General features: G+C 71.6%; 27 protein-coding genes and 1 pseudogene. 14 read left to right on the top strand and 14 right to left on the bottom strand.

All coding sequences use genetic code 11. From position 1 onward, the window contains the following. Positions 1–441 (bottom strand): annotated as a pseudogene (locus tag ACIWQI_RS10190) (DNA helicase); the annotation flags it as partial. Between the two features lie 82 nt (positions 442–523). On the opposite strand from ACIWQI_RS10190, the gene ACIWQI_RS10185 reads away from it, so the two are divergent. Next, the gene (locus ACIWQI_RS10185; protein ID WP_396657163.1) at positions 524–2,626 is read left to right on the top strand and encodes an NAD(+) synthase; all 2,103 of its coding nucleotides are present in this window, start codon (positions 524–526) and stop codon (positions 2,624–2,626) included. A gap of 70 nt (positions 2,627–2,696) precedes the next feature. After that, complete coding sequence (locus tag ACIWQI_RS10180; protein ID WP_396657161.1) at positions 2,697–3,428, top strand: hypothetical protein; 732 nt, start codon at positions 2,697–2,699, stop codon at positions 3,426–3,428. 73 nt (positions 3,429–3,501) lie between these two features. Here ACIWQI_RS10180 and ACIWQI_RS10175 read toward each other — a convergent pair whose 3' ends face one another. The 3 genes from ACIWQI_RS10175 to ACIWQI_RS10165 all read right to left on the bottom strand — a co-directional run bounded on the left by ACIWQI_RS10175 (position 3,502) and on the right by ACIWQI_RS10165 (position 5,516). Continuing rightward, complete coding sequence (locus tag ACIWQI_RS10175; protein ID WP_396657159.1) at positions 3,502–3,822, bottom strand: hypothetical protein; 321 nt, start codon at positions 3,820–3,822, stop codon at positions 3,502–3,504. A 151-nt stretch (positions 3,823–3,973) separates the two neighbouring features. Beyond that, positions 3,974–4,330, bottom strand: coding sequence for a hypothetical protein (locus tag ACIWQI_RS10170; RefSeq protein WP_396657157.1), 357 nt, complete (start codon positions 4,328–4,330; stop codon positions 3,974–3,976). Positions 4,331–4,358: 28 nt separating this feature from the next. Continuing rightward, positions 4,359–5,516: a hypothetical protein gene (locus ACIWQI_RS10165; RefSeq protein ID WP_396657155.1), complete on the bottom strand. Its 1,158-nt coding sequence runs from the start codon at positions 5,514–5,516 to the stop codon at positions 4,359–4,361. 121 nt (positions 5,517–5,637) lie between these two features. Between ACIWQI_RS10165 and ACIWQI_RS10160 the strand changes: the two genes are divergently transcribed. Further along, on the top strand, positions 5,638–7,080 hold the full coding sequence (locus tag ACIWQI_RS10160; protein ID WP_396657153.1) for a sensor histidine kinase: 1,443 nt from the start codon (positions 5,638–5,640) through the stop codon (positions 7,078–7,080). Further along, a complete protein-coding gene (locus ACIWQI_RS10155; protein WP_396657151.1) occupies positions 7,058–7,720 on the top strand; it encodes a response regulator transcription factor in 663 nt (220 codons plus the stop codon). The genes ACIWQI_RS10160 and ACIWQI_RS10155 overlap by 23 nt, the downstream gene beginning before the upstream one ends. 16 nt (positions 7,721–7,736) lie before the next feature. Here the strand turns inward: ACIWQI_RS10155 and rmuC are convergent, their stop codons facing one another. Then, entirely contained in the window at positions 7,737–9,131 is a 1,395-nt protein-coding gene (rmuC, locus tag ACIWQI_RS10150; protein WP_396657149.1) for a DNA recombination protein RmuC, read from the bottom strand. A gap of 166 nt (positions 9,132–9,297) precedes the next feature. On the opposite strand from rmuC, the gene ACIWQI_RS10145 reads away from it, so the two are divergent. From ACIWQI_RS10145 to ACIWQI_RS10135, 3 genes are all read left to right on the top strand, one after another. Then, a complete protein-coding gene (locus tag ACIWQI_RS10145; protein ID WP_396657147.1) occupies positions 9,298–9,693 on the top strand; it encodes a hypothetical protein in 396 nt (131 codons plus the stop codon). Continuing rightward, on the top strand, positions 9,690–10,412 hold the full coding sequence (locus ACIWQI_RS10140) for an alpha/beta fold hydrolase (RefSeq protein WP_396657145.1): 723 nt from the start codon (positions 9,690–9,692) through the stop codon (positions 10,410–10,412). The genes ACIWQI_RS10145 and ACIWQI_RS10140 overlap by 4 nt, the downstream gene beginning before the upstream one ends. Positions 10,413–10,507: 95 nt before the next feature. After that, positions 10,508–10,690, top strand: a complete 183-nt coding sequence (locus tag ACIWQI_RS10135) for a hypothetical protein (RefSeq protein WP_396657143.1) — start codon at positions 10,508–10,510, stop codon at positions 10,688–10,690. A gap of 6 nt (positions 10,691–10,696) precedes the next feature. Here the strand turns inward: ACIWQI_RS10135 and ACIWQI_RS10130 are convergent, their stop codons facing one another. The 3 genes from ACIWQI_RS10130 to ACIWQI_RS10120 form a co-directional block, all read right to left on the bottom strand. Next, entirely contained in the window at positions 10,697–11,119 is a 423-nt protein-coding gene (locus ACIWQI_RS10130; protein WP_396657141.1) for a hypothetical protein, read from the bottom strand. 87 nt (positions 11,120–11,206) lie between these two features. Further along, positions 11,207–11,635: a DUF1622 domain-containing protein gene (locus tag ACIWQI_RS10125; protein WP_396657139.1), complete on the bottom strand. Its 429-nt coding sequence runs from the start codon at positions 11,633–11,635 to the stop codon at positions 11,207–11,209. A 27-nt stretch (positions 11,636–11,662) separates the two neighbouring features. Beyond that, the gene (locus ACIWQI_RS10120) at positions 11,663–11,962 is read right to left on the bottom strand and encodes a GNAT family N-acetyltransferase (protein WP_396657137.1); all 300 of its coding nucleotides are present in this window, start codon (positions 11,960–11,962) and stop codon (positions 11,663–11,665) included. 425 nt (positions 11,963–12,387) lie between these two features. On the opposite strand from ACIWQI_RS10120, the gene ACIWQI_RS10115 reads away from it, so the two are divergent. Genes ACIWQI_RS10115 through ACIWQI_RS10100 form a run of 4 tightly spaced genes read left to right on the top strand, consistent with a single transcriptional unit; the run spans position 12,388 to position 15,197 of the window. Further along, positions 12,388–13,134, top strand: a complete 747-nt coding sequence (locus tag ACIWQI_RS10115; protein WP_396657135.1) for a winged helix-turn-helix domain-containing protein — start codon at positions 12,388–12,390, stop codon at positions 13,132–13,134. A 25-nt stretch (positions 13,135–13,159) separates the two neighbouring features. Continuing rightward, positions 13,160–14,167, top strand: a complete 1,008-nt coding sequence (locus ACIWQI_RS10110) for a DNA-3-methyladenine glycosylase family protein (protein WP_396657133.1) — start codon at positions 13,160–13,162, stop codon at positions 14,165–14,167. Positions 14,168–14,212: 45 nt separating this feature from the next. Further along, on the top strand, positions 14,213–14,443 hold the full coding sequence (locus tag ACIWQI_RS10105) for a hypothetical protein (protein WP_396657131.1): 231 nt from the start codon (positions 14,213–14,215) through the stop codon (positions 14,441–14,443). 7 nt (positions 14,444–14,450) lie between these two features. Beyond that, the gene (locus ACIWQI_RS10100; RefSeq protein WP_396657129.1) at positions 14,451–15,197 is read left to right on the top strand and encodes an SDR family oxidoreductase; all 747 of its coding nucleotides are present in this window, start codon (positions 14,451–14,453) and stop codon (positions 15,195–15,197) included. Between the two features lie 7 nt (positions 15,198–15,204). On the opposite strand, the gene ACIWQI_RS10095 is transcribed toward ACIWQI_RS10100, so the two are convergent. Beyond that, positions 15,205–16,296 carry a DNA glycosylase AlkZ-like family protein gene (locus ACIWQI_RS10095; protein ID WP_396657127.1) on the bottom strand — a complete coding sequence of 364 codons (1,092 nt, stop codon included), beginning with the start codon at positions 16,294–16,296 and terminating at the stop codon, positions 15,205–15,207. Positions 16,297–16,396: 100 nt separating this feature from the next. On the opposite strand from ACIWQI_RS10095, the gene ACIWQI_RS10090 reads away from it, so the two are divergent. Then, a complete protein-coding gene (locus ACIWQI_RS10090; RefSeq protein WP_396657125.1) occupies positions 16,397–17,092 on the top strand; it encodes a VOC family protein in 696 nt (231 codons plus the stop codon). 16 nt (positions 17,093–17,108) lie between these two features. On the opposite strand, the gene ACIWQI_RS10085 is transcribed toward ACIWQI_RS10090, so the two are convergent. Beyond that, a complete protein-coding gene (locus ACIWQI_RS10085) occupies positions 17,109–18,143 on the bottom strand; it encodes an alcohol dehydrogenase catalytic domain-containing protein (RefSeq protein WP_396657123.1) in 1,035 nt (344 codons plus the stop codon). Continuing rightward, positions 18,143–18,976: an aldo/keto reductase gene (locus tag ACIWQI_RS10080; RefSeq protein WP_396657121.1), complete on the bottom strand. Its 834-nt coding sequence runs from the start codon at positions 18,974–18,976 to the stop codon at positions 18,143–18,145. Before ACIWQI_RS10080 ends, ACIWQI_RS10085 begins: the two co-directional genes overlap by 1 nt. Positions 18,977–19,075: 99 nt before the next feature. Here ACIWQI_RS10080 and ACIWQI_RS10075 point away from each other — a divergent pair, with 99 nt between their 5' ends. Next, positions 19,076–19,249, top strand: coding sequence for a hypothetical protein (locus ACIWQI_RS10075; RefSeq protein WP_396657119.1), 174 nt, complete (start codon positions 19,076–19,078; stop codon positions 19,247–19,249). A gap of 58 nt (positions 19,250–19,307) precedes the next feature. Here the strand turns inward: ACIWQI_RS10075 and ACIWQI_RS10070 are convergent, their stop codons facing one another. Genes ACIWQI_RS10070 through ACIWQI_RS10060 form a run of 3 tightly spaced genes read right to left on the bottom strand, consistent with a single transcriptional unit; the run spans position 19,308 to position 22,080 of the window. Then, on the bottom strand, positions 19,308–19,982 hold the full coding sequence (locus ACIWQI_RS10070) for a DUF1345 domain-containing protein (RefSeq protein WP_396657117.1): 675 nt from the start codon (positions 19,980–19,982) through the stop codon (positions 19,308–19,310). A gap of 55 nt (positions 19,983–20,037) precedes the next feature. After that, a complete protein-coding gene (locus ACIWQI_RS10065; protein WP_396657115.1) occupies positions 20,038–21,384 on the bottom strand; it encodes an MFS transporter in 1,347 nt (448 codons plus the stop codon). Positions 21,385–21,387: 3 nt separating this feature from the next. Next, on the bottom strand, positions 21,388–22,080 hold the full coding sequence (locus ACIWQI_RS10060) for a DUF899 domain-containing protein (protein WP_396657171.1): 693 nt from the start codon (positions 22,078–22,080) through the stop codon (positions 21,388–21,390). Positions 22,081–22,186: 106 nt separating this feature from the next. On the opposite strand from ACIWQI_RS10060, the gene ACIWQI_RS10055 reads away from it, so the two are divergent. Beyond that, complete coding sequence (locus ACIWQI_RS10055) at positions 22,187–22,792, top strand: TetR/AcrR family transcriptional regulator (protein WP_396657113.1); 606 nt, start codon at positions 22,187–22,189, stop codon at positions 22,790–22,792. The last annotated feature ends 6 nt before the right edge of the window (positions 22,793–22,798 follow it).

Genomic DNA, 22,798 nt, shown 5'->3' with positions numbered 1-22,798 from the left:
CCCGGTCCCCGAGCCTGTCGCGCTCCCCGAGCCTGTCCCGGTCCCCGAGCCTGTCGAGGGGCGCACCAGGAAGTCCGCGAAGCCGACGAACTCACCCGTGGCGAACGCCGCCTGGTAGACGACCTCCGCGGTCGGATCCGAGAGTGCCGCCACCGTGGCTTCGACCGCCGCGGCCAGGCCCGCGGCATCCGCCGACGACACGTGCGCGATCTCGCGCACGGCGTCGCCGAACTCGGCGCGGTACTGCGCGAGCACCCGCTGCTCGTGCACCTCGCCCAGCCGGCCCGCACGCTCGAGCGTGGCGTCCGCCGGGTCGACGACCTCCGGCACCCGGCCGAGCTTGGCGTCGATCGCCCGCAGCCATGCGAACTCGCACTCGGCCGCGGCCTTCAGATCGCTCGCGCTCCAGACGATCCGGCCCTCATCGGGTATGTAGCGCATTCCCCACCCCTTCCCCTCGACAGTATCGGCGGGGTGCGACAGGCGCCTGCGGGCGAAGACCCGCACCTGTCAGACTGGGACCGTGAGCACCAGCCTCCCCTTCGAGAGCGCCTACCGGCACGGCTTCGCGCGCATCGCCGCGTGCACGATCCCGATCGCGATCGCCGATCCGGCCGCCAACGCGCAGTCGGTCCTCGCGACGGCTCGGGAGTGCGATGAGGATGCCGTCGCGGTGGCGGTCTTCCCCGAGCTCTGCCTCACCGGGTACTCGATCGAGGACCTCGTGATGCAGGATGCCGTGCGCGACGCCGTCGACGACGCCGTCGCGCAGATCGTGGAGGCATCCGCCGACCTCATGCCGATCCTCGTCGTGGGGGCTCCGCTGCGGCACCGCAGCCGGCTCTACAACTGCGCTGTGGTGATCCACCGCGGCGCCGTGCTCGGCGTCGCCCCCAAAGCGCACCTGCCCACCTACCGCGAGTTCTACGAGCGCCGCTGGTACGCCGCCGGCGAGCCCTGGTCCGGCGAGCCGATCACCGTCGCCGGCGAACAGGTCGTGTTCGGCACCAACCTGCTCTTCGACGTGCAGGACGTCCCGGGCCTGGTCCTGCACGCCGAGGTCTGCGAGGACATGTGGGTTCCGGTGCCGCCCTCGTCGCTCGCTGCCCTGAACGGGGCGACGGTGCTGGTGAACCTGAGCGGCAGCCCCATCACCATCGCGCGGGCGGACGACCGCCGGAGCCTGTGTCAGTCCCAGTCGCTGCGCTGCCTCGCCGCCTACGCCTATTCCGCGGCGGGCATGGGAGAGTCCACGAACGACGTGTCGTGGGACGGCCAGACGATGATCTACGAGAGCGGTCTGCTGCTGGCCGAGACGGAGCGCTTTCCGGACGGGCCGCGCCGGTCGGTCGCCGACGTCGACCTCGATCGGATCCGTCAGGACCGGATCCGCCAGGGCACCTTCGACGACAACCGTCTCAGCACCGTCCGGGACCGGTCCGTCCTCAGCGGTCAGGACTCCTTCCTCGTCATCGAGACCTCCCTCGAGCCGCCCGCGCGCGACATCGGCCTGGCTCGGCCGCTGGACCGGTTCCCGTTCGTGCCGGACGATCCGGCCCGGCTGGCGCAGGACTGCTACGAGGCGTTCAACATCCAGGTCTCGGGTCTCGAGCAGCGGATGCGGGCGATCGGCATGCCCCGGCCGGTCATCGGCGTCTCCGGCGGGATCGACTCGACGCATGCGCTTCTGGTCATCGCCCGCGCGATGGATCGGCTCGGGCGCCCCCGCTCCGACATCCTCGCCTACACGATGCCGGGCTTCGCCACCAGCGACCGCACCAAGTCGAATGCCATCGCCCTCTCCGAGGCGATCGGGGCGACCATCGAGACGATCGACATCCGGCCCGCCGCGACCGAGATGCTCGAGCGGATCGGGCATCCCTTCGCCGACGGGGAGCCCGTGCACGACGTGACCTTCGAGAACGTGCAGGCCGGGCTGCGCACCGACTACCTGTTCCGGCTGGCCAACCAGAACGGCGGGTTCGTCGTGGGCACCTCCGACCTGTCCGAACTCGCCCTGGGCTGGGCCACCTACGGCGTGGGCGACCACATGAGCCACTACGCCGTGAACGCCGGCGTGCCCAAGACCCTGATCCAGCACGTGATCCGGTGGGTCATCGCCGCCGGCGAAGGCGTGGACGCCGCCACCGCCGCCGTGCTGCAATCGGTGCTCGACACCGAGATCAGCCCCGAGCTGGTGCCGCCGGACGCCGAGGGGAACGTGCAGTCGACCGAAGACCTCATCGGCCCGTACGCGCTGCACGACTTCACGCTCTGGCACGTGCTGCGCTACGGGCTGCGGCCGTCGAAGATCGCGTTCCTCGCGGAGCACGCGTGGCGCGATGCCGAGGCGGGCGCCTGGCCGCCCGGCTTCCCCGCCGGTGACCGGTACGCGTACGATCGGGCGACGATCGTGCGCTGGCTGCGGGTCTTCCTGCAGCGCTACTTCGCGTTCGCGCAGTTCAAGCGCTCGGCGATCCCGAACGGACCGAAGGTGGCGGCGGCCGGGTCGCTGTCGCCGCGCGGCGACTGGCGCGCACCGTCCGACGGGAACGCGCGCGCGTGGCTGGCGGAGCTGGATGCCGCCCTGGGCGCCGCGCCGCGGGACGCCGCCGGGTCCGGCTGACCGACCGTGTCCGGCGGGGTCGCATCGTCGCATAGGCTCGACGGGCACCGAGAACACCTGGAGGAATCTCTTGTCAGACCCCACGCAGCCCGCCGGCTATCCCCCGCCGCCGCCGTACGCCACGGCGCCCGCGCCGGAGAGCCGCCCGAACACCCTGGGTCTGACCGCGCTCATCCTCGCGATCATCGGCCTGGTCATCTCCCTCGGCGGATTCGTCCCGATGGCGTGGATCTCGCTCGTGCTCGCCGCGGTCGGCGGGCTGCTGCTGCTGGCGGCGCTCGTGGTCGGCATCGTCGCCCTGGCCTCCTCGAGACAGGGAGGCAAGGGGCTGGGCATTGCCGCCATCGTCGTCTCGGTCGTCGGCGGAGTGCTCTGGGCCTTCGCGATCGTCGCCGCCGTCGTGTGGATCGGGCTGGCCGCCGCCGACACCGAGGGCACGTCTCCGCCGACGCCGGCGGTGACGGCGACGGTGGAGCCGGGCGAGACCGACACGGATGCCGACGGAGCCGCCTCCGCACAGGAGCAGGCGTACCTCGACGAGGTCAAGCCCGCCGTGCTCGCCATCATGCAGACGATCGAACCGAGCATCACCGCCGAGCAGCTCGACCAGTTCTACTCGGACGACGATCTCATCGCCTCCGGCGAGCAGCTCGCGTCGATCCCGGCCGACCAGCGCGACGCGCAGCGCCAGGCGTTCATCACGGCCGGCGTGGAAAGCAGCGGCGGCATCCTCACGGAGGAGACCGCGGGGCAGCTGTTCGACGTGCTCATCGGCGCCGCCGACCGTCACCTCGTGAACTGACTCCGAGGATGAGCAAGGGGCCCGCCGTTGCGGCGGGCCCCTTGTCGCACTGTGGGGGCAGTGCTGTCGTCGGTCAATTCGATGGGGACGAGTTGACCGACACTGGGGATGGAGGGGTCACGGGCGACGGCTGCGACGCGGCACTGGTCGCGGAGGTCGGTGCGGAGGTCGCCGACGGCGGGGTCGCAGCGCTCGGCGCGAGCGGATCTGCGCTCGGCGTGGGCTCCACCGTCGGAAGGTCTGTGGAGAGGGTGCCGCTGATGGTGCCGCTCGAGATGCGCTCGTCGTCGATCGTGCGCAGATCCATCGACTGCGCCGCAGCCGCGGCGCCGCCTGCGATGAGGCCGAGACCGACGACGCCGGTCACGCCGTAGGCGACCCACTTCCTCTTCATCTGGCCGTCTCCTCTGAAGTGCTGACTTCCAGTGTGGCGATCGCGCGTAAGGCCTCTCGAAAATCTTCATGAGACGCTTCTTAGAATCCACCGTGCACGCCGAGGAGCCCGCCGGATCGCTCCGGCGGGCTCCTCAGGGGGACCGCCTCGGTCAGATCGACGGAGCCGAGGCGACCGACGCCGGCGACGGGATCGACGCCGGCGACGGGATGGAGGCCGGCGACGGGATCGACGGCGGAGAAGGCTGCGACGCCGGGGACGGCTGCGACGCCGCGCTGGGTGCCGACGCCGCGCTCGGCGCCGATGCCGCGGAGGGGGCGCTGGGGTCGGCGGTCGGCGACGGCGTCACCGTGGCCGGACCCGAGTCGAGCACCGCCCCGCTCGAGATGCGCTGGTCGTCGATCGTGCGCAGATCCATCGTCTGCGCGGCCGCGGCGGCACCGCCGCCGATGATGCCCAGGCCCACGATCCCGGTCACCCCGTACGTGATCCACTTCTTCCTGTCCATGTCACCTTCTCCTTCCGAAGTCGTGACATCAGCCTGGCGATCGCGGGTAAGCCCTCTCGAAAACCTCGATGAGATCGCTCTTAGGCATCCGCGGACGCAGCCCGACGGCGATCCTCAGCAGCCGCTCCGCCACGGCGGGATCGCCCCCGGCGCGCTCGGCCGCCCCGAGCGCATGTCCGAGCAGGTGCACCTGCGTCAGCGCCGTGACCCGCTCGTCCCCCCACCGCTGTGCCGCCGCGACCGCCAGCGCCCACACGCGGTCGGCCGCCGGAGACGGCTCGGTGCCGATGGCGCTGGTGACGGCGTGGGCGAGGAATGCCGCCGCGTCGTCGGCGGCATCCCCGCGACCGGCGGTGTCGACGTCGACGAGCCCGGTGATGGTGTGTGCGGAACCGCTCAGGAACAGCTGGCCGAGGTGCAGGTCGCCGTGCACGGTCACCGGTTCGGGCTGGGTGGCCTCCAGCATCCGCTCGGCCGCGCGAGCGATCTCGTCCACGCGCGGGTCGGTCGCAAGCGCGGCGCGCAGGCGCGTGACGTACCAGTTCAGCCGGCCTGACAGCGACGAGCGGGCGGGCTGATCCAGCGACGCCGCCGCGAGCCGCGCGCGCAGGGCGTCGACCGCGTCCAGGAGCGCCACGGCGTCCCAGTCCACCTCCGTGGCGGGTTCGCCCACGGCGTGGGAGAGCACGAGCAGCCCATCCGGCGACCAGCCGAGCACGTCGGGCACGGGCAGCCCGCCGGCAAGGAGCGCTCGGTGCGCATCGACGATGCGGTCGACCCGGGAAGGCCGCACGACCTTCACCCAGACCGGGTCCTGCGCGTCGGTGTCGACGCGCAGGATCGCACGGCGGCCGGGGCGGTAGGCGATCATCCCGACGCTGCGCAGCGGACCGAGTCCGAGTCGCTCCACAAGGGCGCCCGCTCCGCCCTGATACGCGACGGGGGCGAGCGCGGGAAGATGCGGGTCGGCCGGATGCAGCCAGATCCGCAGGCCGTCCTCGCGGGCGAATCCGGTCTCGGCGGCGACCGTCTGGAGCGAGCTGTCCAGGTAGGCGATGGTCTCGGTCTCGCGGACGAGGAAGCCGGTGACCGATCCGTCGCCCAGCGGCTCTCGACTGAGCAGTCGCAGGGATGCCGGCGGCACCTCCAGCGCGTCCGCCACGAGCTCTGCGTCCTCGTCGGTCACGATCGCCTCCTCGCTTCGATGATGCCGACACCGGATGAGAGCTCTCTTATGGTCCGGTGGTCCGCTGCGGGCCTGTCGTCATACTGGGGGCGTGGGGGCTTCGCAGACTCGGAGACGACCGGTGCCGTCGGTGCGCACGCGCATCGTCGCCGTCATCACGATCATCGCGGGCCTCGCCATGGCCTCGGTGGGGGTCGTCGTGTACTTCATCGACCGTGCCGACGTGCTCCAGCAGACCGACGACCGGCTCCACGCCAATCTGGAGTCCGCGCGCTTCCTCGTCGACTCCGGCGATCCCCGCACCGGGGGCTGGGCGTCGTCCTCGGACGCCCTGCGAGCGGTCGTCCAGCGGATGAGCCCCGATGACAACACCGGCGCGATCGGCATCGTGGCCGGAGAGGCGGCGCTCGTGCCCGGGGTGCCCCTCGATGTGGACCTGCAGCGGTCGGAGTTCATCGACGAGGTCGTGAGCGCCGTCGGCGACGGCGACGTCGTGATCAGCGCGTTCGCCGCGGACGCCGCCACGTGGCGCTACCTCGCGGTGCCGATCAGCGTCCCCGGCTCCCCCGCGCCCGAGACCGTCGTGTTCGCCATGGCGTACGACCTCGACGCCGAGCTCGAGGCGCTGAACCGGTCGGCGCGTCTGTACACGCTCGTGACCACCGTCGCGCTGTTCGTCATCGCGGGGCTGTCGTTCGTGGTGGCGACCCGCCTGCTGCGACCGCTGCGCGAGATGCGGGAGACGGCGCAGCGGGTATCGGCGCAGTCGCTCAGCGAGCGCCTCCCCATCCATGGACGCGACGACGTCTCGGAGCTCGCCGAGACCATGAACGACATGCTCGACCGGCTCTCCGACGCGCTCGACTCGCAGCGGCGGCTGCTCAGCGATGTCGGGCATGAGTTGAAGACCCCGATCACGATCGTGCGGGGGTACGTCGAGGTCATGGACCCGGTCGACCCCGCGGATGTGCGCGAGACCCAGGGGCTGGCGATCGACGAGCTCGACCGCATGGGCGGCCTCGTGCAGGATCTGGCCGGTGCGGCATCCCTCTACGGCCCGGCGCCGATCGCGCGGCAGCCGATCGACGCCGCCGACCTGGTGCGGCAGATCGCGCGCAAGGCCGCGGCCATCGAGGGCGCGCAGGTCACGGTCGGCGCCGTCGCGGAGGTGGCGGTGCGGCTCGACCCGGCCCGCATCACCCAGGCGATGCTGCAGCTCGCCCAGAACGCCGTCACCCACGGCGGCGGGCGCATGGAGATCGGATGCCGCGTGGTCGGCGAGGACCTGGAGTTCTCGGTGCGGGACCATGGGCCGGGCGTGCCGACCGAGCTGCGCGAGTCGGCCTTCGACCGCTTCGTGCGCGGGGGCGATGAGGCCCGCGGGCAGCGCGGAAGCGGGCTGGGCCTGGCGATCGTCCGTCTCATCGCCCAGGCTCACGGGGGAGGAGCCGCCGTGCGCGACGCCGACGGCGGCGGTGCGGTGTTCACGATCACGGTTCCGTCGCGGCCGGCGGCCGGCGACGCTGCGAAGGGGGTGGACGATGGCATCCGTGCTCATCGCTGACGACGAGGCGCGCATCTCGGGCTTCATCGAGAAGGGCCTGCGCTCGGCGGGGTTCGCCACCCGGGTCGCGACCACGGGAACAGACGCGCTCGAACTGGCGCTCACCGGCGAGTTCGACCTGCTGGTGCTCGACATCAACATGCCCGGGATGGACGGCTTCGAGGTGCTCGAGCGACTGCGCGGGTCCGGCTCGAAGATGCCGGTCATCATGCTCACCGCCCGGGTCGAACTGCACGACACCGTGGCGGGCCTGGAGGGCGGCGCCGACGACTACCTCGGCAAGCCCTTCCGGTTCGACGAGCTTCTCGCCAGGATCCGGCTGCGCATGCGCCGGGACGATGACGACGCGGTCGCCCCCGTCGAGCTGAGCCACCGCGATCTGAGCCTCGACATCCGCACCCGCACCGCCCAGGTCGGCGGGGTCACGATCGAGCTCTCAGCGCGGGAGTTCGCCCTCGCCGAGGAGCTCGTGCGCCACGCCGGCCAGGTGCTCAGCCGCGAGCAGCTGCTCAGCCGGGTGTGGGGCTACGACTTCGATCCCGGTTCCAACGTCGCCGACGTCTACGTGGGCTACCTGCGGCAGAAGCTCGGCGCCGATCGCATCGAGACGGTGCGGGGGGTCGGGTACCGGCTGCGCTGAGTCTGATCCCTGGCCGTCAGGGCGTGGCCTCGATCCTCCGGCGGACGGCGCTCAGTCCGTCGTCGTCACCGGCGAACAGCGCACCGTCGGCGAGCACCTCGTCGAGAGCGCCGTGGACGGTCTCGCCGGCGTCGAGGGACTCGACCCCGCGGAGCTTGCGCTCCACCGCGCGGGTGCGCCGCCCGGCCTCGGTCACGGTGTTCTGCGCCGTCTGCAGCTGCTTGCCGAGCTTCTCCCAGACCTGCCCGTACTTGTGGAACTCGGTCTTCGCAGCGCTGAGCACCTTCCAGACCTCGCTGGAGCGCTTCTCGATCGCGAGCGTCCGGAAGCCCATCTGCAGGCTGTTCAGCAGCGACATGAGCGTCGTGGGGCCGGCGACGGCGACACGGAACTCGTTGTGCAGCTTCGCGACGACGCCGGGACGCCGCATGAGTTCGGCGAACAGACCCTCCGTGGGCAGATACATGATTCCGAAGTCCGTCGTGTGCGGCGGCCCGATGTACTTCGAGGCGATGAGCTTGGCCTGCGTGACGATCGCACGCTCGATGTCCTTGCCCGCCGCCTCGATGGCCGCGGAGTCGCCCGCCTCCTGGGCCGTGAGGAGGCGCTCGTAGTCCTCCTGGGGGAACTTCGAATCGATCGGCAGCCAGACCGGCTTCTCGCCCTCGCCGTTGCCCGGCAGCTTGACCGCGAACTCGACGCGGTCATTCGAGTCCGGGAGCACGGCGACGTTCTCGGCGTACTGATCACGCGTGAGCACGTCCTCCAGCTGCCTGGCCAGCTGCACCTCGCCCCAGCCGCCGCGCGACTTCACGTTGGTGAGGACGCGCTTGAGACCACCGACGTCGGATGCAAGCGTCTGCATCTCGCCGAGACCCTTCTGAACCTGCTCCAACCGGTCGCTGACGAGCGCGAACGATTCTCCGAGGCGCTTCTCCAGCGTGCCCTGCAGCTTCTCGTCGACGGTGACCCGCATCTGCTCCAGCTTCGCCTCGTTCTCCTTCCGCAGCTTCTCCAGCTCGTCGGTGAGGGTGATGCGCAGGTCGAGCTGCTTCTGCGCATTGAGCTCCGTGAGCTCGCGGATCCGCTCGGCGTTCGCGTCGAGCGAGGTCTTGAGGGTGTGCTGCAGCTTGTCGTCCACGGCGACGCGCATCTGCTCGAGCTTGGCTTCGTTCTCGCCGCGCAGCACGTCGAAGCGCTGCTCCAGCGTGGTCCGCAGCTCTCGCAGGTGGGCGTCCGTGCGCTGCTGACCGCCGGAGACGGTCTGCTGCAGCTCGGCGCGCTGCTGCTGCAGCGCCAGACGCAGCTCCGGGAGGATCGCCTCACCGCGACCGCGCAGCAGAAGCACGCTCAGCATGCCGATGCCGAGCAGCAGGTTCAGCGCGAGGAGAAGCAGCAGTGCGATCTCCATGATCCCTCCATCCCGTGAGCGGCCGTTGCCATGACCGCGAGCACTTCTGCGACCACGCTAGGCGGCACTTCGGACATCGCCGGTCCGGCACTCCGGGACCCGGGCATCCCCCGCCTTGCAGCACGGCGGCTTGACCGGCGGCGCGGCCGCGTCGTACGGTGCCGAGGTGCCCGCACTCCCGCGCCTCGCCGAGCGCATCGTCTTCATCGTGCACGGTGTCGTCACGATCGCGGCCGCGGTGCTGCTGGCGGTCCTCCCGGGTGTGATCCCGGCGACGGTGGGCATCGCGATGGACCCGGTCGACAACCTCATGTCGTACTTCCTCGCCGCGGCCGAGCTGAGCATCGGCCTGCTGTCGATCGGCGCCGCGCGCCTGGACGACGTGTACTCCGTGCGGCTCATCGCGCTGAGCTTCGCCGCCTTCCACGGGGCGACCGCCGCGCTCGAGATCGTCTACATCGCGATGCAGGCGGCGACCCCGGTGCTCGTGATCAACCTCGTGGTGCGCGTCGTCGTCTGCGCACTGTTCCTGTGGATCGGCCTCGCGAAGCGCGCGCCGTGACCGTCCGGCGTTTCGACCACGACGGCGCCACGCTGGTCGCCGAGCAGCATGGCTCGGGTCGACGCTCCTTCGTGCTGATCCACGGCATCGGGATGGGTCGCACCGTGTTCGCGGATCTCATCGAGCAGCTCGCCCCGCACGGGACGGTCGTCGCCGTGGACCTGCCCGGCTACGGCGAGGCGCCCGAGCCCCCGCGCACCCCGACCATGGAGCGCAACGCCGACCTGGTGGCCGCCTTCCTGCACCGCCGCGGAGCCGACCGGCCGGTCCTGATCGGCCACTCGATGGGCACCCAGGTCGCCGTCGAGGTCGCCGCCCGGCACCCCGGCGCGGCGGGCGCCGTCGTGCTCATCGGACCGACCGTCAACCCCGCCGAGCGCACGGCGCTGCGCCAGCTCGCGCGACTCGGTCAGGATCTGCTGATCGAGAGCCCGCGCGTGATCGTGGCGGGCGCGCGCGAGTATCTTCGTGCCGGACCACGTCTGCGCAGCAAGCTGCGCGCCATGCTCGTCCACCGCCCCGAGGCCACCTACCCCGAGGTCCGCGTGCCCGCGCTCGTGCTGCGCGGCGAGCACGATCGGGTCGTCCCGCGCGATTGGGCCGAGGAGGTCGTGCGGCTGCTGCCGGACGCCACCTACGCGGAGGTGGAGGGACACGGCCACGAGACGATGATCCGGGATGCCGCGCCCGCCGCGCGGGCGATCCTCGCGGCCCTGTGAGAACGGTCATCGAACGCACGATTCCCGCCATCGGCGCAACCCTCGGAATGTCGGACCCCCCGCGTAGGTTCAGGTCATCGACAACCGGAGGAATCATGCTCTCAACCGTCATCTCCGCCGAGACGCAGTTCCGCTTCGACACCGCCGAGCGCGACCGCGAGCAGCACCTGATCGAGTCGATCCGCCAGCGCGACGCGGGCGCCCGCACGACGCACCGCACGCCGCGTCGCCGCCCCCGGCGGCCGCGTTCGGTCGCCGCAGCGCCCTGCCCGGCGTGAGCGGTCTCAGCTCGCCCTGACGCGCTCGGCGAGCTCGGCCACCAGCTCGTCCGACACGTCGAGACCTGCCTGGCTCAGGCGTTCGCGCATCATGTCCTCGACCGGCTCGCGGGTTCCGGCCGCGACATCCTGACGCGCCTGGACGATGATGCCGGCGATCTTCTCCTCGGCCGTCGCGTTGTTCTGCGACATGGCGGGGAGATCCTGCGTGTCGCCGGCGCCCAGTCCGCCGGTGCGCTGGGCCTCGCCGACGGTGAGCGTGTCCCGCCCGCCGTCCTGCCCGTGATGATCCGCGTCCACACCGGCCGGCCGCTGGGCGGCCTCGTCATCGCGCATCGGCTCGCCCTCTGCCGGCTCGACGCCCTCGATGTCCTCGCGATCGGGATAGTTGATCCCCGGCTGCTCGTACTCGTTGCCTGTGTTCGACATCACGACTCCTCACCTCGGACCCCAGGGTCGCGCACCGTCCTGGAGTCCGCGGAGGGGTTGACGAAGGGGGATGCCGCGGCTACGCCGTCAGGGCGTCACGTCGCCGCGCGCCGCCCTGGCGGCATCCCGGTCGCGCGCGATCGCCCTGCCCATGAGCTGTCCGCCGCTGGTGAGCAGGGCCCGTCGCCACGGCAGCACTCCCTCGATCTCGATCTGGATCGAGATCGACAGCACCGTGCGGATGAGCACGATGAGCCCGAGGATCGCCGCCTCCTCGAGCGACGGGTTCGAGGTGATCGTCCGGATGAGGTCTGCGGCCACCAGCACCTCCAGGCCCAGCAGGATCGCAGATCCGAGGGTCGTGCGCAGCACCTGGAAGGAGGCCGCGCCTCCTTCGCCGCGGCGCATCGCGCGGATGCCGAGGATCACCGCGACGACGAAGCCGACGCACATCGCGAACGCGCCGAGGGCCTCGAACACGACGGCGACCCCGGTGAACACCTGCTCGAACCGCATGTCGGCAGGCTAGTGCGTGCGCCGGATCTACGCGATGCGGCGCCGCTTGAGGATGCCGGCGCGCTCGGGATGGTCGTCGAACCAGTCCGCGACGTACCAGCACACCGGCTGGACGGTGCGGTCGCCCCGCTCCTCCAGCTCGGCGACGGCGCGGCCGACGACCTCGGCCGCATAGCCGTGTCCGCGGAAGGTCGGCACGGTGTACGCGCGCACCATCGCCACGGTCTGTCCGTCGTCGCGATACTCCAGCACGCTCACCAGCTGTCCGCCCTTGCGCAGGGCCCAGCGTGAAGCGTCCGGCTCATGCGTGAACTCGAGTGCACCCATGTCCGCCAGGCTACGCTGGTCGCGCGCGCGGCGGACAGCCCTTGCGGCGACGGTCAGAATTGGGCAATCTGCAACATTTCTTCATGATGCAGGTGTCGCATCCGTGCGATTTGACGCGATCCGTCGCAATCCGTCATAATCAGGCGCATGACGAACGACGCACGCTCTCTGTCCGCCTGGGAGGCGAACGGGACTGCCGGCACCATGATGGCCGGCCGCGTCGTGATGTGTTGTCGAATGTGCCGCTGAACCGGTGATACCCGCCCGGCTCGCACAGCGCCTCTGAACCTCTCGAGTTCGGCCGCTTCGAGCCCCGAGCACCGCACCCTCAATGTGACGGCCGCTCCGCACCCGGCCCCCTGCGGGCCTGGCCACGACGCACATTCCGAACCCGCCACCGGGTTCCCTCGCCCGAGGACACTCCCATGTCGAACACCGCCCTTCTCGAACGACCCACCACCACCGCCCCCCGCCGCCCCTCCCTGCGACCGCTGAACCCGCCGTCGCGGACCGTGGCCCCCGCGGTCACGCCGGCAGCTCCTGCCGCTCCGGCGCGTGCCCTGCCGCCCGGGACCGAGCCCCGCGGATTCGCCCTGTACGTGGGCATCGACGAGCAGAAGGCCGCCGCCTCCGGCGTCAGCCTCGGCATCCTGGTCGACGCCCTCCGCCGCACCCTCGCCGAACTGGCCCCCGCCGCCGAGACGTACGCGACCGTCGCCCTGTCGCCGATCGCCGCGGGCGGTCGCGACGTCGACGTCGTGCGGCTCGCGCTGCACGAGCCCAGCGCCATCGCCCGCACCCAGCCCGACCCGGACGACGAGGAGGTCGCCTCCGGCGGCGTCGTCGTCGACATCTCGCGCAAGCGCGTGCTCATCGAAGGCGAGTCCGCGGCGTTCACGTTCAAGGAGTTCGAACTGCTGCAGTACCTCGTGCTGCGCGAGGGGCGCACCATCGAGCGCAGCGAGCTCGTCGAGTCACTGTGGCAGGGCGTCTCCGACGGCGAGGCGCCGGGCGAGCGCACGATCGACGTGCACGTGCGGCGTCTGCGCGCCAAGCTCGGCCGCTACGAAGACATCGTGCGCACCGTGCGCGGCGTCGGCTACCGGTTCGACCGACACGCCGACGTCTCGATCCGGTACGGCCACGGCACACCCTCGCCCGACCGCTTCTGACGGTCTCCCGGCGTAGGGTGTGCGCATGACGACCTCGCTCACCCGCATCCCCCGGCAGCGGGATGCCGCGGGGCACGCCGATGCCGCCCGCAGCCGCGATCCGCGCCCGCCGGCCGGCCCGCCGCTGGAGACGGTCTACCGACCGCGGCATCCGCTGGATCTGCGGCGCACCGTGCTGGCTCAGCGGCGCGGCGCAGGGGACCCGACGATGGTCGCCGACGGTGGGGTGATCTGGCGCGCGAGCCGCACCCCCGGCGGCGTCGCCACGCTGGCGCTGCGCGAGACCGGTCACGGCGTCATCCGCGCCGCGGCGTGGGGCGAGGGCGCCGCCTGGGCGCTGGAGCAGGTCCCCGCACTGTGCGGCGCACACGACGACCCGTCCGGATTCGACGCGGCCCGGCATCCTCTCGTCGCCGAGGCGCACCGGCGCAACCCGGGTCTGCGGCTGAGTCGCACCGACCTCGTCTTCGACGCGCTGGCCGGCGCGATCATCGAGCAGAAGGTCACCGGGATGCAGGCGTTCGCCGCCTGGCGGCGGATCGTCACCTGGTACGGACAGCGCGCCCCCGGGCCCACACCCCGGCCGCTGTTCGCCCCGCCGCCCATCGACGGCTGGCGGCACGTGCCCTCGTGGGCGTGGCACCGCGCGGGGCTCGAGCCGCCGCAGGCGCGCACCATCGTGGAGGCGGCGCGGCGCGGGCCCGCGATCGCGCGCGCGGTCGCGGCGGCGGCGGACGGCGCAGCGCGCGACCGGGTGCTGACGGCACTGCGCGGCGTCGGCCCGTGGACCGCCGCCGAGACCCGCATCCGCGCACTCGGCGACCCGGACGCGGTGAGCGTCGGCGATTTCCACCTCGCCCACGAGGTCGGGTTCGCGCTCACCGGAACGCGCACGGACGACGACGGGATGCTGAGGCTGCTTGCCGCGTGGCCCGGTCACCGCCAGCGCGTGATCCGCCTCATCGGCCTCAGCGGCGTGCGCGAACCGCGCCGCGCGCCGCGGCTGCACCCCGAAGACCACCGCGACCGGTGACGGCGTGCCGGGCCCGCACCGGCGGGGACGCCGTACGCTGGAGGCATGGCATCCTCCTCGGGCACGGGCTGGCCGCGCGGACGATTCGGCTGGATCGCAGGGACCGTCATCCTGCTGGTGCTGGGCGTCATCGTCGGGCAGGTGCTCGGCAGCGTCTGGCTCGGCCTGCTGCTGGCGGTGCTCGTCTCGATCGGCTGGATGATCGCGTACGAGTCGTGGCGCGGCGGTCGCGCGGGCAAACTCGACGATCCCGACGACGACGGCGCCCGCGTGTGATGCGCCGATGAGGATCGCGGTGGCCGGGGGAACCGGCATGGTCGGCAGGCACGTCGTCGACGTCGCTCGCGAGCGCGGGCACGAGGTGGTGCTGCTGACCCGCGGCACGGGCATCGACCTCATCACGGGCGAGGGCCTCGACGGTGCATGGGATGGAGTGGATGCCGCCATCGACACTCTCAATGTCGGCACCGTGAAGGCCTCCGTCGCAGCGGACTTCTTCCGCACCGCCTGCGGGAACCTGGTGCGCACCGCGGGTGCCGCCGGCGTCGGCCATGTCGTCTCGCTGTCGATCGTCGGCATCGATCTCAACCCGCACGGGTACTATGCGGCCAAGCTCGCTCAGGAAGAGGTGTACACCGCCTCCGACGTGCCCTGGACGATCCTGCGCGCGACGCAGTTCCACGAGTTCGCGACCCTGATGTTCGCCGGGGTGAAGATCGGTCCGCTCCATCTCGCGCCCCGGGCACGCACCCAGCCGGTGGCAGCCCGGGAGGTCGGCGAGCACCTCGTGCAGCTGGCCGAGCAGCCCGCGCAAGGGCGCGCCACCGATCTCGCCGGCCCGCGCGAGGAGCAGCTGGCCGACATGACGAAGCGGTATGCCCGCGCCATCGGGTACCGCGGACCGGTTCTTGCGGTGAACCTGCCGAACAAGCAGTTCGCCGGCATGCGCGCGGGGCTCAACCTGCCCGGTGCCGACGCGGTCCTCGGCGCGCAGACGTTCGACGAGTGGCTGGAGACGGTGCGTCGCTGAGCCGGCGTCAGGGCAGCCCGGCGACCTCCAGGCCCAGGTACGCGGCGAGCGCGCGGATCTCGGCGTGCACGGCCTCGGCCGTGCCCGTGTCGAACGGCGTGTCCTCGTGGATGGCGGCGACCCGCAGCATCCCCGCCTTGCGATCCGCTTTCGCGTCGAGCTTTCCCACCAGGCGATCGCCGTGCAGGATCGGGAGCGCGAAGTAGCCCCAGCGGCGCTTCGCGGCGGGCTTGTACATCTCGAGGATGTACTCGAAGCCGAACAGCGCGAGCGCGCGCTCACGGTCGAACACGAGCCGGTCGAACGGCGACAGCAGCGCCGTGCGCCCGGCGAACGGCTCGTCGAGAGCGCCGAGCGCCGCCGGGTCGACCCGCCAATCCCCCGCGGCACCCTCGATCTCGACGGGCTCGCCGGCGCCGCCGAGCGCGCGGGTCTCGGTGGGCACGGCCGTCGCCTTCACCGGGGCGACGCCCATGGCCTGCAGGTAGCGCTCGTGCTGCGCGGCGTCGGCCTCCTCGACCGTCAGCTCGACCAGGCCCTGCGGATAGACGCGCTCGGCGAGGTCCCAGCGGCGCTCCCTGCCCTCGCGCGCCGCCACCGCGACCTCGCCGCGGGCGAGGAGGATCTCGAGCATCATCGTGACGTTGCGGTCGTTGTTCCATCCGGTCGACGGCCACGGCACGGCGCTCGTATCGGGGATGCCGCCGGTCGCCGTCGGCCCCTCGGCGCGCAGCCGATCGAGGATGTCGCTGCGGAATCCCGAGTTCGCATCGAGCCACTGCCGCGTCTTCTCGTACGCGGGCGCGATGCGCATGCGGGGCAGGAACAGCTCGAGGTCGCTCATCGGGCGATACGCGCCGTTGAACTCGAACAGGACCCGGTCCGCCTCGAACGCCCGGCTCAGCCAGCCCGGCTCGTAGGCTTCGCCGATGCGGCTCCACAGCAGGTGGTGCTCGCTGGGCATGATCGCGTTGGTGGGGTCGATGTTCAGCTGCGTCAGCTGTTCGGCGACCTCGACGACGTCGGCAGGCCGCCGCGCGTCGAGCAGCTGCGCGCGCACGGCGATGCGGCGGGCGTCCTGCGCGCTGAGCTGCAGCATCCTCTTCCGCTCTGTCGCCTGTCGGAGCCGACGCGTATCGTCGCCCCCGCGGGAGGGATCGTATCGCGACCGTCCGACACGGGCGGGAGAGGACTCGAGAATGACCGACGACACGCAGACGAACGCCGAGCCCCGGTTCATCGGGGCGCAGACCTTTCACGACGCCGGCGGCGTCGACGACTGGCGCGGGCTGTTCTGGGGCGCGCACGCCCACTACGTCACGGACTCGTTCGCCGACGCCGTGCGCCTCGTCGACGCGATCGCCGAGGTCGTCGCCGAGGTCGGCCACGAGCCCGACCTCGACGTGCGCCCGCACGGGGTGACGATCCGCACGTGTTCGCGACCGGACGGTGCGCTCAGCCGGAAGGACGTCGAGCTCGCCCAGGCGATCTCACGCGTCGCGCACGAACTCGGATACACGGCCGACCCGGCGCAGCTCGTGATCGTGGGGATCGCGGTCGCGCAGGAGCCCGGCAAGGACGTGCGGCCGTTCTGGACCGCGGCCCTGGGCTACGACCCGCTCGGTCCGGAAGACGCCCTGGATCCGCAGCGGCGCGGGCCGCACCTGTGGTTCCACGACATCGATCCGCCCCGGCCGGGGCGGGGCCGCACCCACATCGACGTGTCGGTGCCCGCCGACCAGGCGCAGGCGCGGGTGGACGCGGCGCTGGCGGCCGGGGGCCGGCTGGTGCGCTCGAACGCGCCGGAATCGTGGACGATCGCGTCGCCCGACAACCATGGCATCGACATCGCCGCCTGGCCGGACTTCTACGGCGACGACTTCATCGACCAGTGACGGGGGCGGCGGCCGGTCAGGGCCGCAGCATGACCTTCAGCGCCTCGCGGCTCTCCATGAGCCGATAGGCCTCGGGGGTCTCCTCCAGCGGCAGCACGCGGTCGAACACCCGTCCCGGGTGCACGTCACCGGCGAGCACGCCCGGCAGCAGTTCGCCGATGTAGGCGCGCACCGGGGCCACTCCTCCCGTGATGGTCACATTGCGGCCGAACTGGGCACGCCCGATCGGGCCCTCGCGGTACTGCGGGACGCCCACCCTGCTGACGGTGCCGCCGGCGCGGACGACACCGAGCGCCTGCTCGAAGGCATCCAGGTGCCCGACCGCCTCGAGCACCACCCGCGTGCCGTCGCCGCCGGTGAGCTCCTTCACGTGATCGACGCCATCCGCCCCGCGCTCGACCACGACGTCGGTCGCACCGAACTCGACACCGAGGTCGGTGCGCGCGGCGTGACGGCCCATCAGGATGATGCGCTCTGCGCCCAGCTGCTTCGCCGAGAGCACGGCGAGCAGCCCGACCGCGCCGTCGCCGATCACGGTGACGTCGATCCCGGTGCGCACCCCGCCCCGCACCGCCGCGTGCCATCCGGTCCCGTAGACGTCCGAGAGGGTGAGCAGATCCGGAAGGAGCGCCTCGTCCGCGCCGGGAGGCACGACGGCGAGGGTGCCGTCGGCGAAGGGCACGCGCACACGCTCACCCTGCCCGCCCGGCACGTCCGCCGATCCCCAGAATCCCCCGTTCCGGCACGAGGTCTGGAGGCCCTCCCGGCAGAAGTCGCAGGTTCCGTCCGACCAGGCGAAGGGGGCGATGACGAGGTCGCCGGGGCGGACGTCCGCGACCTCCGGCCCGACCTCCTCCACGACGCCGACGAACTCGTGGCCCATCGCCGCGCCCTCGGGCATCGGGGTCGCGCGGCGGTAGGGATGGAGGTCGCTGCCGCATACGCACGACGCGGTGACCCGCACGATGGCGTCGGTGGGCTGGAGGATGGCGGGCTCCGGCGCGTCGACGACGCGCACATCGCCCGCGCCGAACAGGAAGGCGGCGCGCATCACATCTCCTCGTGCGTGTCGGGATCCCCGTCCCACAGACGCCCGCGCTCCAGACCCGAGATCGCGGCGACCTCGTCGCCGGTGAGCGAGAACCCGAACACGTCGGCGTTCTCGCGCTGACGGCCGACGTGGGCGGACTTGGGGATCGGGGTCGAGCCCAGCTGCACATGCCAGCGCAGCACCGCCTGCGCCGGCGTCACGCCGTGCGCGGACGCGATGTCGCCGATGAGCCTCTCCCCCTGCAGGTCGCTGCGCCGCGCCAGCGGGCTCCAGCTCTCGGTGCGGATCCCGTGCGCCGCGTGGAAGGCGCGCAGGGCCGCCTGCGGGAAGTAGGGGTGCAGCTCGACCTGGTTCACCGCCGGGGTGACCCCGGCGGCGTCGATGAGCTCCTGCAGCATCGGCTCGGTGAAGTTCGAGACTCCCACCGAGCGCACGAGGCCCCGCTCGCGCAGGTCGACCATCGCGCGGAAGGTGTCGATGTAGCGGCCGATGCGGGGATTGGGCCAATGGATCAGCAGCAGGTCGATGCGGTCGAGACCGAGGCGGTCGAGCGACCCGCGGGCGCTGGCGATCGCCTCGTCGTACCCGTGGTCGCGGCCCGGGATCTTCGTCGTCACGATCAGCTCGTCGCGGTCGACCCCGGCGCGGCGGATCGCCTCACCCACCTCGGCCTCGTTCTCGTAGCCCACCGCGGTGTCCAGCAGCCGGTAGCCGAGGTCGATCGCCGAGACGATCGCGTCGACGCCTGCCGCGCCGCGCAGCCGGTAGGTGCCGAAGCCGAGCTGCGGGAAGATCGTGCCGTCGCCGAGCGTCACCGTCGGAATCGAGATCATGGTCCCATCCTGCCTCGGGCTGGGCCGGGTCTCCACGTGCGTGTGCCGGGATCGGCGGCACGATAGGCTGGACGCCGAGACTGCTTCTGGAGGTTCCGCATGTTCGTGATCGCGCTCATCCTGTTCGTGGGCGGCATCTTCGCCATGGGGATCTCCTTCTCGCTGGTGGGCATCGAGGCCCTCGTCTTCATCGGGGGCCTGCTGGCGGTGTCGCTCGCGATCGCGCTGCCGATCCACTTCGGCGGCTGGGCGCGCGAGAACCATCAGGGCTGACCCGCCCGCCGCGCGCGCTCTCGGCGCCACGACGCTGCGCGACCATGCGGAGCAGGCGTCAGCGGCTCATGATCGTGGTCAGCGCGAACACGATGATCAGCCCGTTGAAGAAGAAGCTGATCACGGTGTGCCAGGTGACCAGCCATCGCGCGCGCGTGGTGAGCACGGTCGCATCCGAGGTCGCGAAGGTCGCCCCGACGGTGAACGCGAAGTACACGAACTCGACGATCCCGGGGTGATCGGTGCCGGGAAAGCTGATCGTGCGGCCGGAGCCGGTGCGCATCGCGTGGTGGAAGCGCTGGTAGTAGATCTGGGCGAATCCCCAGTGCATGAGGCCCCACGCGACCAGCGCCGCTGAGACGCCTACGAAGTCGGCGTAGACGCCGAAGTCGTCGGGCGCGTCGGTGGTCGCGACCATGACCGCGGCGATGAGCCCGATCAGGCTCGGCACGATCGTGGCGACGATCGAGACGATGCGCACGAGAGGGCCGACCTCGAAGCCCGCCGGCCCGTGCGCAGCCTGCGCTCGCCGCTTGGCGATCCGCCCGAGCACGATCAGCACGACGATCGTGTACAGGACGCCGATGCCGCACCAGATCGCGAGCAGGTCGAAGATCTCCACCTCGGTGGCGTCGATGAGCACGATCTCGAGCCCGATCGCGATGAGCGCGGCCTGGACGAGCATGCTGAAGACGGTCGCGACCACCGCCCACACCCGCCGCCGCGTCACCATGGCCACATGCTAGGGCACCGGCGCACCGCCGCCCGATCGCCGCGGGCCGGAAGGTCTACGGCTCGGGCACCAGAGCCGGTTCGGGCGGCACGGACTCGGCATAGGCGGCGGACAGACGCCGGTACGGGCGCGAGGCGAAGGCGACCAGCACGGCGACGAGCATCACGAAGCTCGCCGCGACGAAGGCGAGCGCCATGCCGCGGGCCTCGCCGTCGCCGAGCAGCCAGCCGAACGCCGACTGCCCGGCATCGCTCTCCATGAACGGGATGAGCCAGAACTGGGCGATCGGACCGATCACGTAGGCTGCGATCGGCGAGGCGCCCGCTTCGACGCTCGCGGCGAAGCCGAACACGCGCCCCTGGGTCTCGTAGGGCACCACCCGTTGGATGATCGTCTGCTCGGCCGCCTCGGCGATCGGCATGATCAGCATGAACAGGAAGATCCCGGCGGCGTAGAGCCACCACAGCTCGCGCAGCGCGAAGGTCATGCCCAGCAGGGCCACGCCGAGGTTCACCAGCAGCAGGGTGCGCACCGGATTGCGGCCGAGGCCGAACTTCGCGACGAGTCCGCCGCCGACGATGAAGCCGACGCTCGTCACCCCGAGCACGACCCCCCACATCTCGACGCTGAAGAGGGTGAGCCCGTACGGGTCCATGAGCGCGACGAAGATGCCGCCGACGAGGTTGTTGAACGTCGTGAAGAGGATGAGGGCCATGAGCCCGGGCACCGACCGGATGGCCGGCAGCACCCCGCGGAAGGTGAATCGGCGCGCCGGCGCATCCGGATCCTGCGCGATGCCGGCTTCCGGGATCGACACGAACAGCAGGTGCAGGAGCGCCAGCGCGGTCGCCACCGTGGCGATCGCGACCGTCCAGCCCATCCCGAGCAGCCCCACCGAGAGCCCGGAGAAGACGCTCGTGACGAGGAAGGCGATGCCCTGCACGGTGCCGACGAGGCCGTTCGCGCGGTCGCGCCGGTCAGCGGGGACGAGCAGGGTGACCGTGGTCGACAGTGCGATGTTGCGCAGGTTCTCGACGACGCCGCCGACGAGGATGACCGCGGCGAAGATCCAGAACCACGGGCCGCCCCAGTCGATGAGCACCGACTCGTCGAAGGCGAGGTAGAGGGCGCCGGCCAGCAGGTACGTCGACAGGGTGATGACGCTCGAGAGCACCATCACGGCCTTCTTCTTCATGTGGTCGACGATCGCGCCGAACACCACGCCGAGCAGCGCGACCAGCAGCATGTACGACCCGCCGATGATGGCCGTGGCCATGACCGATCGCGTCTCCAGATACGCCCAGAAGGTCAGCGCGAACCACAGGTAGCTGGTGGTGACGTTCGCGACGAGGGTGTTGACCAGAACCTGGTGGAAGCTGCGCATCGTGGCGGCTGACGGCATCCGTCACCCGCCGTTCGGGGGCCCGTACAGGCGCGCGATCTCCTCGGGGCCGTTGCCGTGCCCGTAGGTCGGGCGCTGCGGCCACCCGTCCGGGACGTCCTGCCAGTCCTCCTGCCGGCCGAACGGGAGCACGTCGATGAGCCCGTGGAAGTGGCCGAGCTGCTCGGTGCCGCGGCCGTCGGTGTGCCAGGTGCGGTACACGGTGTCGCCGTCCCGCAGGAACACGTTCACGGCGAAGCCTGCGGCGGGCGGGGCGCCCATGTCGGCGCCGAACGGGCCGCCGGCGGTGGAGTACCACTCCATCCGGTTGCCCACCTTCGCGCGGTACGCGAGCGCCTCGTCGATCGGACCCTGGGTCACGATCACGAACCGGGCGTCATAGTCGTCGAGGAATTCGAGCCGCGTGAACTGCGACGTCCACCCCGTGCACCCCGGGCAGTGCCACTGCTTCCCCTCGAACCACATGTGGTGGTACGTGATCAGCTGCGACCGCCCCTGGAACACGTCGGCCAGGCGGACCGGTCCCTCGGCGCCGGTGAGCGTGTACTCGGGCAGCTCGACCATCGGCAGGCGCCGGCGCTGCGCGGCGACCGCGTCGAGCTCGCGGGTGGCGGCCTTCTCACGCACCCGCAGCGCGTCGAGCTCGCGCTGCCAGGTCTCATGGTCGGTGACAGGGGGAAGCGCAGTGACGTTCATGTCGCTCCAGGTCGCGTCGATGATGTGCACAGTGTTCACATGGTATGTTGACATCGTACACATTGAGCGGCCGCCGTCAAGGGGGCGCGGGAGAGGCTGGGGACGGATGCCTGTGGGTCAGCCGTATCATCACGGCAATCTGCGCGAGGCGCTCGTCGAGGCCGGGCTGGAGCTCACCCGTTCCGGCGGCGAGCGTGCCCTCGTCATGCGGGATGTCACCGGCCGCGTCGGTGTGTCGGCCACCGCCGCGTACCGGCACTTCGCCGACCGCGATGCGCTGCTCGAGGCGATCGCCGATCGCATCCGCCAGGGCATGGCCGACCGGATGCACGCCCTCGAGCCCGCCGACCCGTCTCCGCGGGCGCTGCTGCGTGCCGTGGGCCTGGGCTACATCGGCTTCGCGCTGGCCGAGCCCGGCTGGTTCGAGGTGGCCTTCTCGACGATCGAGCCGCACTGGGGCGACGACGCAGAGGCATCCCCTCCCCCGCCCCTGCAGCTGCTGGTCGCCGCCCTCGACCAGCTCGACGCCTCCGGCGAGCTGGCGGTGCGCGAGGGTGCCGAATGGCCGTGCTGGTCGGCCGTGCACGGCTTCGCGCTGCTCGCGCTGCAGGGTCCGCTGCGCGGCCTCGAGCCCGAGGCCCTGCGGGCCGCCGCCGAGCGCACCGTCGACGACGTCATCGCGGGGCTCCTCGCCCGCGTGCCGGTCGCCTGAGCCGGC

Source organism: Microbacterium sp. (genome assembly GCF_044508325.1).
In the GTDB taxonomy this organism is placed as follows: Bacteria; Actinomycetota; Actinomycetes; order Actinomycetales; family Microbacteriaceae; genus Microbacterium.
This window is presented reverse-complemented; position numbering and strand designations above follow the sequence as displayed.

Excerpts from the sequence above, each read along its gene's own strand:
- ACIWQI_RS10175 (WP_396657159.1), bottom strand. The coding sequence starts at position 3,822 with ATGAAGAGGAAGTGGGTCGCCTACGGCGTGACCGGCGTCGTCGGTCTC.
- ACIWQI_RS10170 (WP_396657157.1), bottom strand. The coding sequence starts at position 4,330 with ATGGACAGGAAGAAGTGGATCACGTACGGGGTGACCGGGATCGTGGGC.
- ACIWQI_RS10155 (WP_396657151.1), top strand. The coding sequence starts at position 7,058 with ATGGCATCCGTGCTCATCGCTGACGACGAGGCGCGCATCTCGGGCTTC.
- rmuC (WP_396657149.1), bottom strand. The coding sequence starts at position 9,131 with ATGGAGATCGCACTGCTGCTTCTCCTCGCGCTGAACCTGCTGCTCGGC.
- ACIWQI_RS10135 (WP_396657143.1), top strand. The coding sequence starts at position 10,508 with ATGCTCTCAACCGTCATCTCCGCCGAGACGCAGTTCCGCTTCGACACC.
- ACIWQI_RS10130 (WP_396657141.1), bottom strand. The coding sequence starts at position 11,119 with ATGTCGAACACAGGCAACGAGTACGAGCAGCCGGGGATCAACTATCCC.
- ACIWQI_RS10125 (WP_396657139.1), bottom strand. The coding sequence starts at position 11,635 with ATGCGGTTCGAGCAGGTGTTCACCGGGGTCGCCGTCGTGTTCGAGGCC.
- ACIWQI_RS10120 (WP_396657137.1), bottom strand. The coding sequence starts at position 11,962 with ATGGGTGCACTCGAGTTCACGCATGAGCCGGACGCTTCACGCTGGGCC.
- ACIWQI_RS10115 (WP_396657135.1), top strand. The coding sequence starts at position 12,388 with ATGTCGAACACCGCCCTTCTCGAACGACCCACCACCACCGCCCCCCGC.
- ACIWQI_RS10110 (WP_396657133.1), top strand. The coding sequence starts at position 13,160 with ATGACGACCTCGCTCACCCGCATCCCCCGGCAGCGGGATGCCGCGGGG.
- ACIWQI_RS10105 (WP_396657131.1), top strand. The coding sequence starts at position 14,213 with ATGGCATCCTCCTCGGGCACGGGCTGGCCGCGCGGACGATTCGGCTGG.
- ACIWQI_RS10100 (WP_396657129.1), top strand. The coding sequence starts at position 14,451 with ATGAGGATCGCGGTGGCCGGGGGAACCGGCATGGTCGGCAGGCACGTC.
- ACIWQI_RS10095 (WP_396657127.1), bottom strand. The coding sequence starts at position 16,296 with ATGCTGCAGCTCAGCGCGCAGGACGCCCGCCGCATCGCCGTGCGCGCG.
- ACIWQI_RS10090 (WP_396657125.1), top strand. The coding sequence starts at position 16,397 with ATGACCGACGACACGCAGACGAACGCCGAGCCCCGGTTCATCGGGGCG.
- ACIWQI_RS10085 (WP_396657123.1), bottom strand. The coding sequence starts at position 18,143 with ATGCGCGCCGCCTTCCTGTTCGGCGCGGGCGATGTGCGCGTCGTCGAC.
- ACIWQI_RS10080 (WP_396657121.1), bottom strand. The coding sequence starts at position 18,976 with ATGATCTCGATTCCGACGGTGACGCTCGGCGACGGCACGATCTTCCCG.
- ACIWQI_RS10075 (WP_396657119.1), top strand. The coding sequence starts at position 19,076 with ATGTTCGTGATCGCGCTCATCCTGTTCGTGGGCGGCATCTTCGCCATG.
- ACIWQI_RS10070 (WP_396657117.1), bottom strand. The coding sequence starts at position 19,982 with ATGGTGACGCGGCGGCGGGTGTGGGCGGTGGTCGCGACCGTCTTCAGC.
- ACIWQI_RS10065 (WP_396657115.1), bottom strand. The coding sequence starts at position 21,384 with ATGCCGTCAGCCGCCACGATGCGCAGCTTCCACCAGGTTCTGGTCAAC.
- ACIWQI_RS10060 (WP_396657171.1), bottom strand. The coding sequence starts at position 22,080 with ATGAACGTCACTGCGCTTCCCCCTGTCACCGACCATGAGACCTGGCAG.
- ACIWQI_RS10055 (WP_396657113.1), top strand. The coding sequence starts at position 22,187 with ATGCCTGTGGGTCAGCCGTATCATCACGGCAATCTGCGCGAGGCGCTC.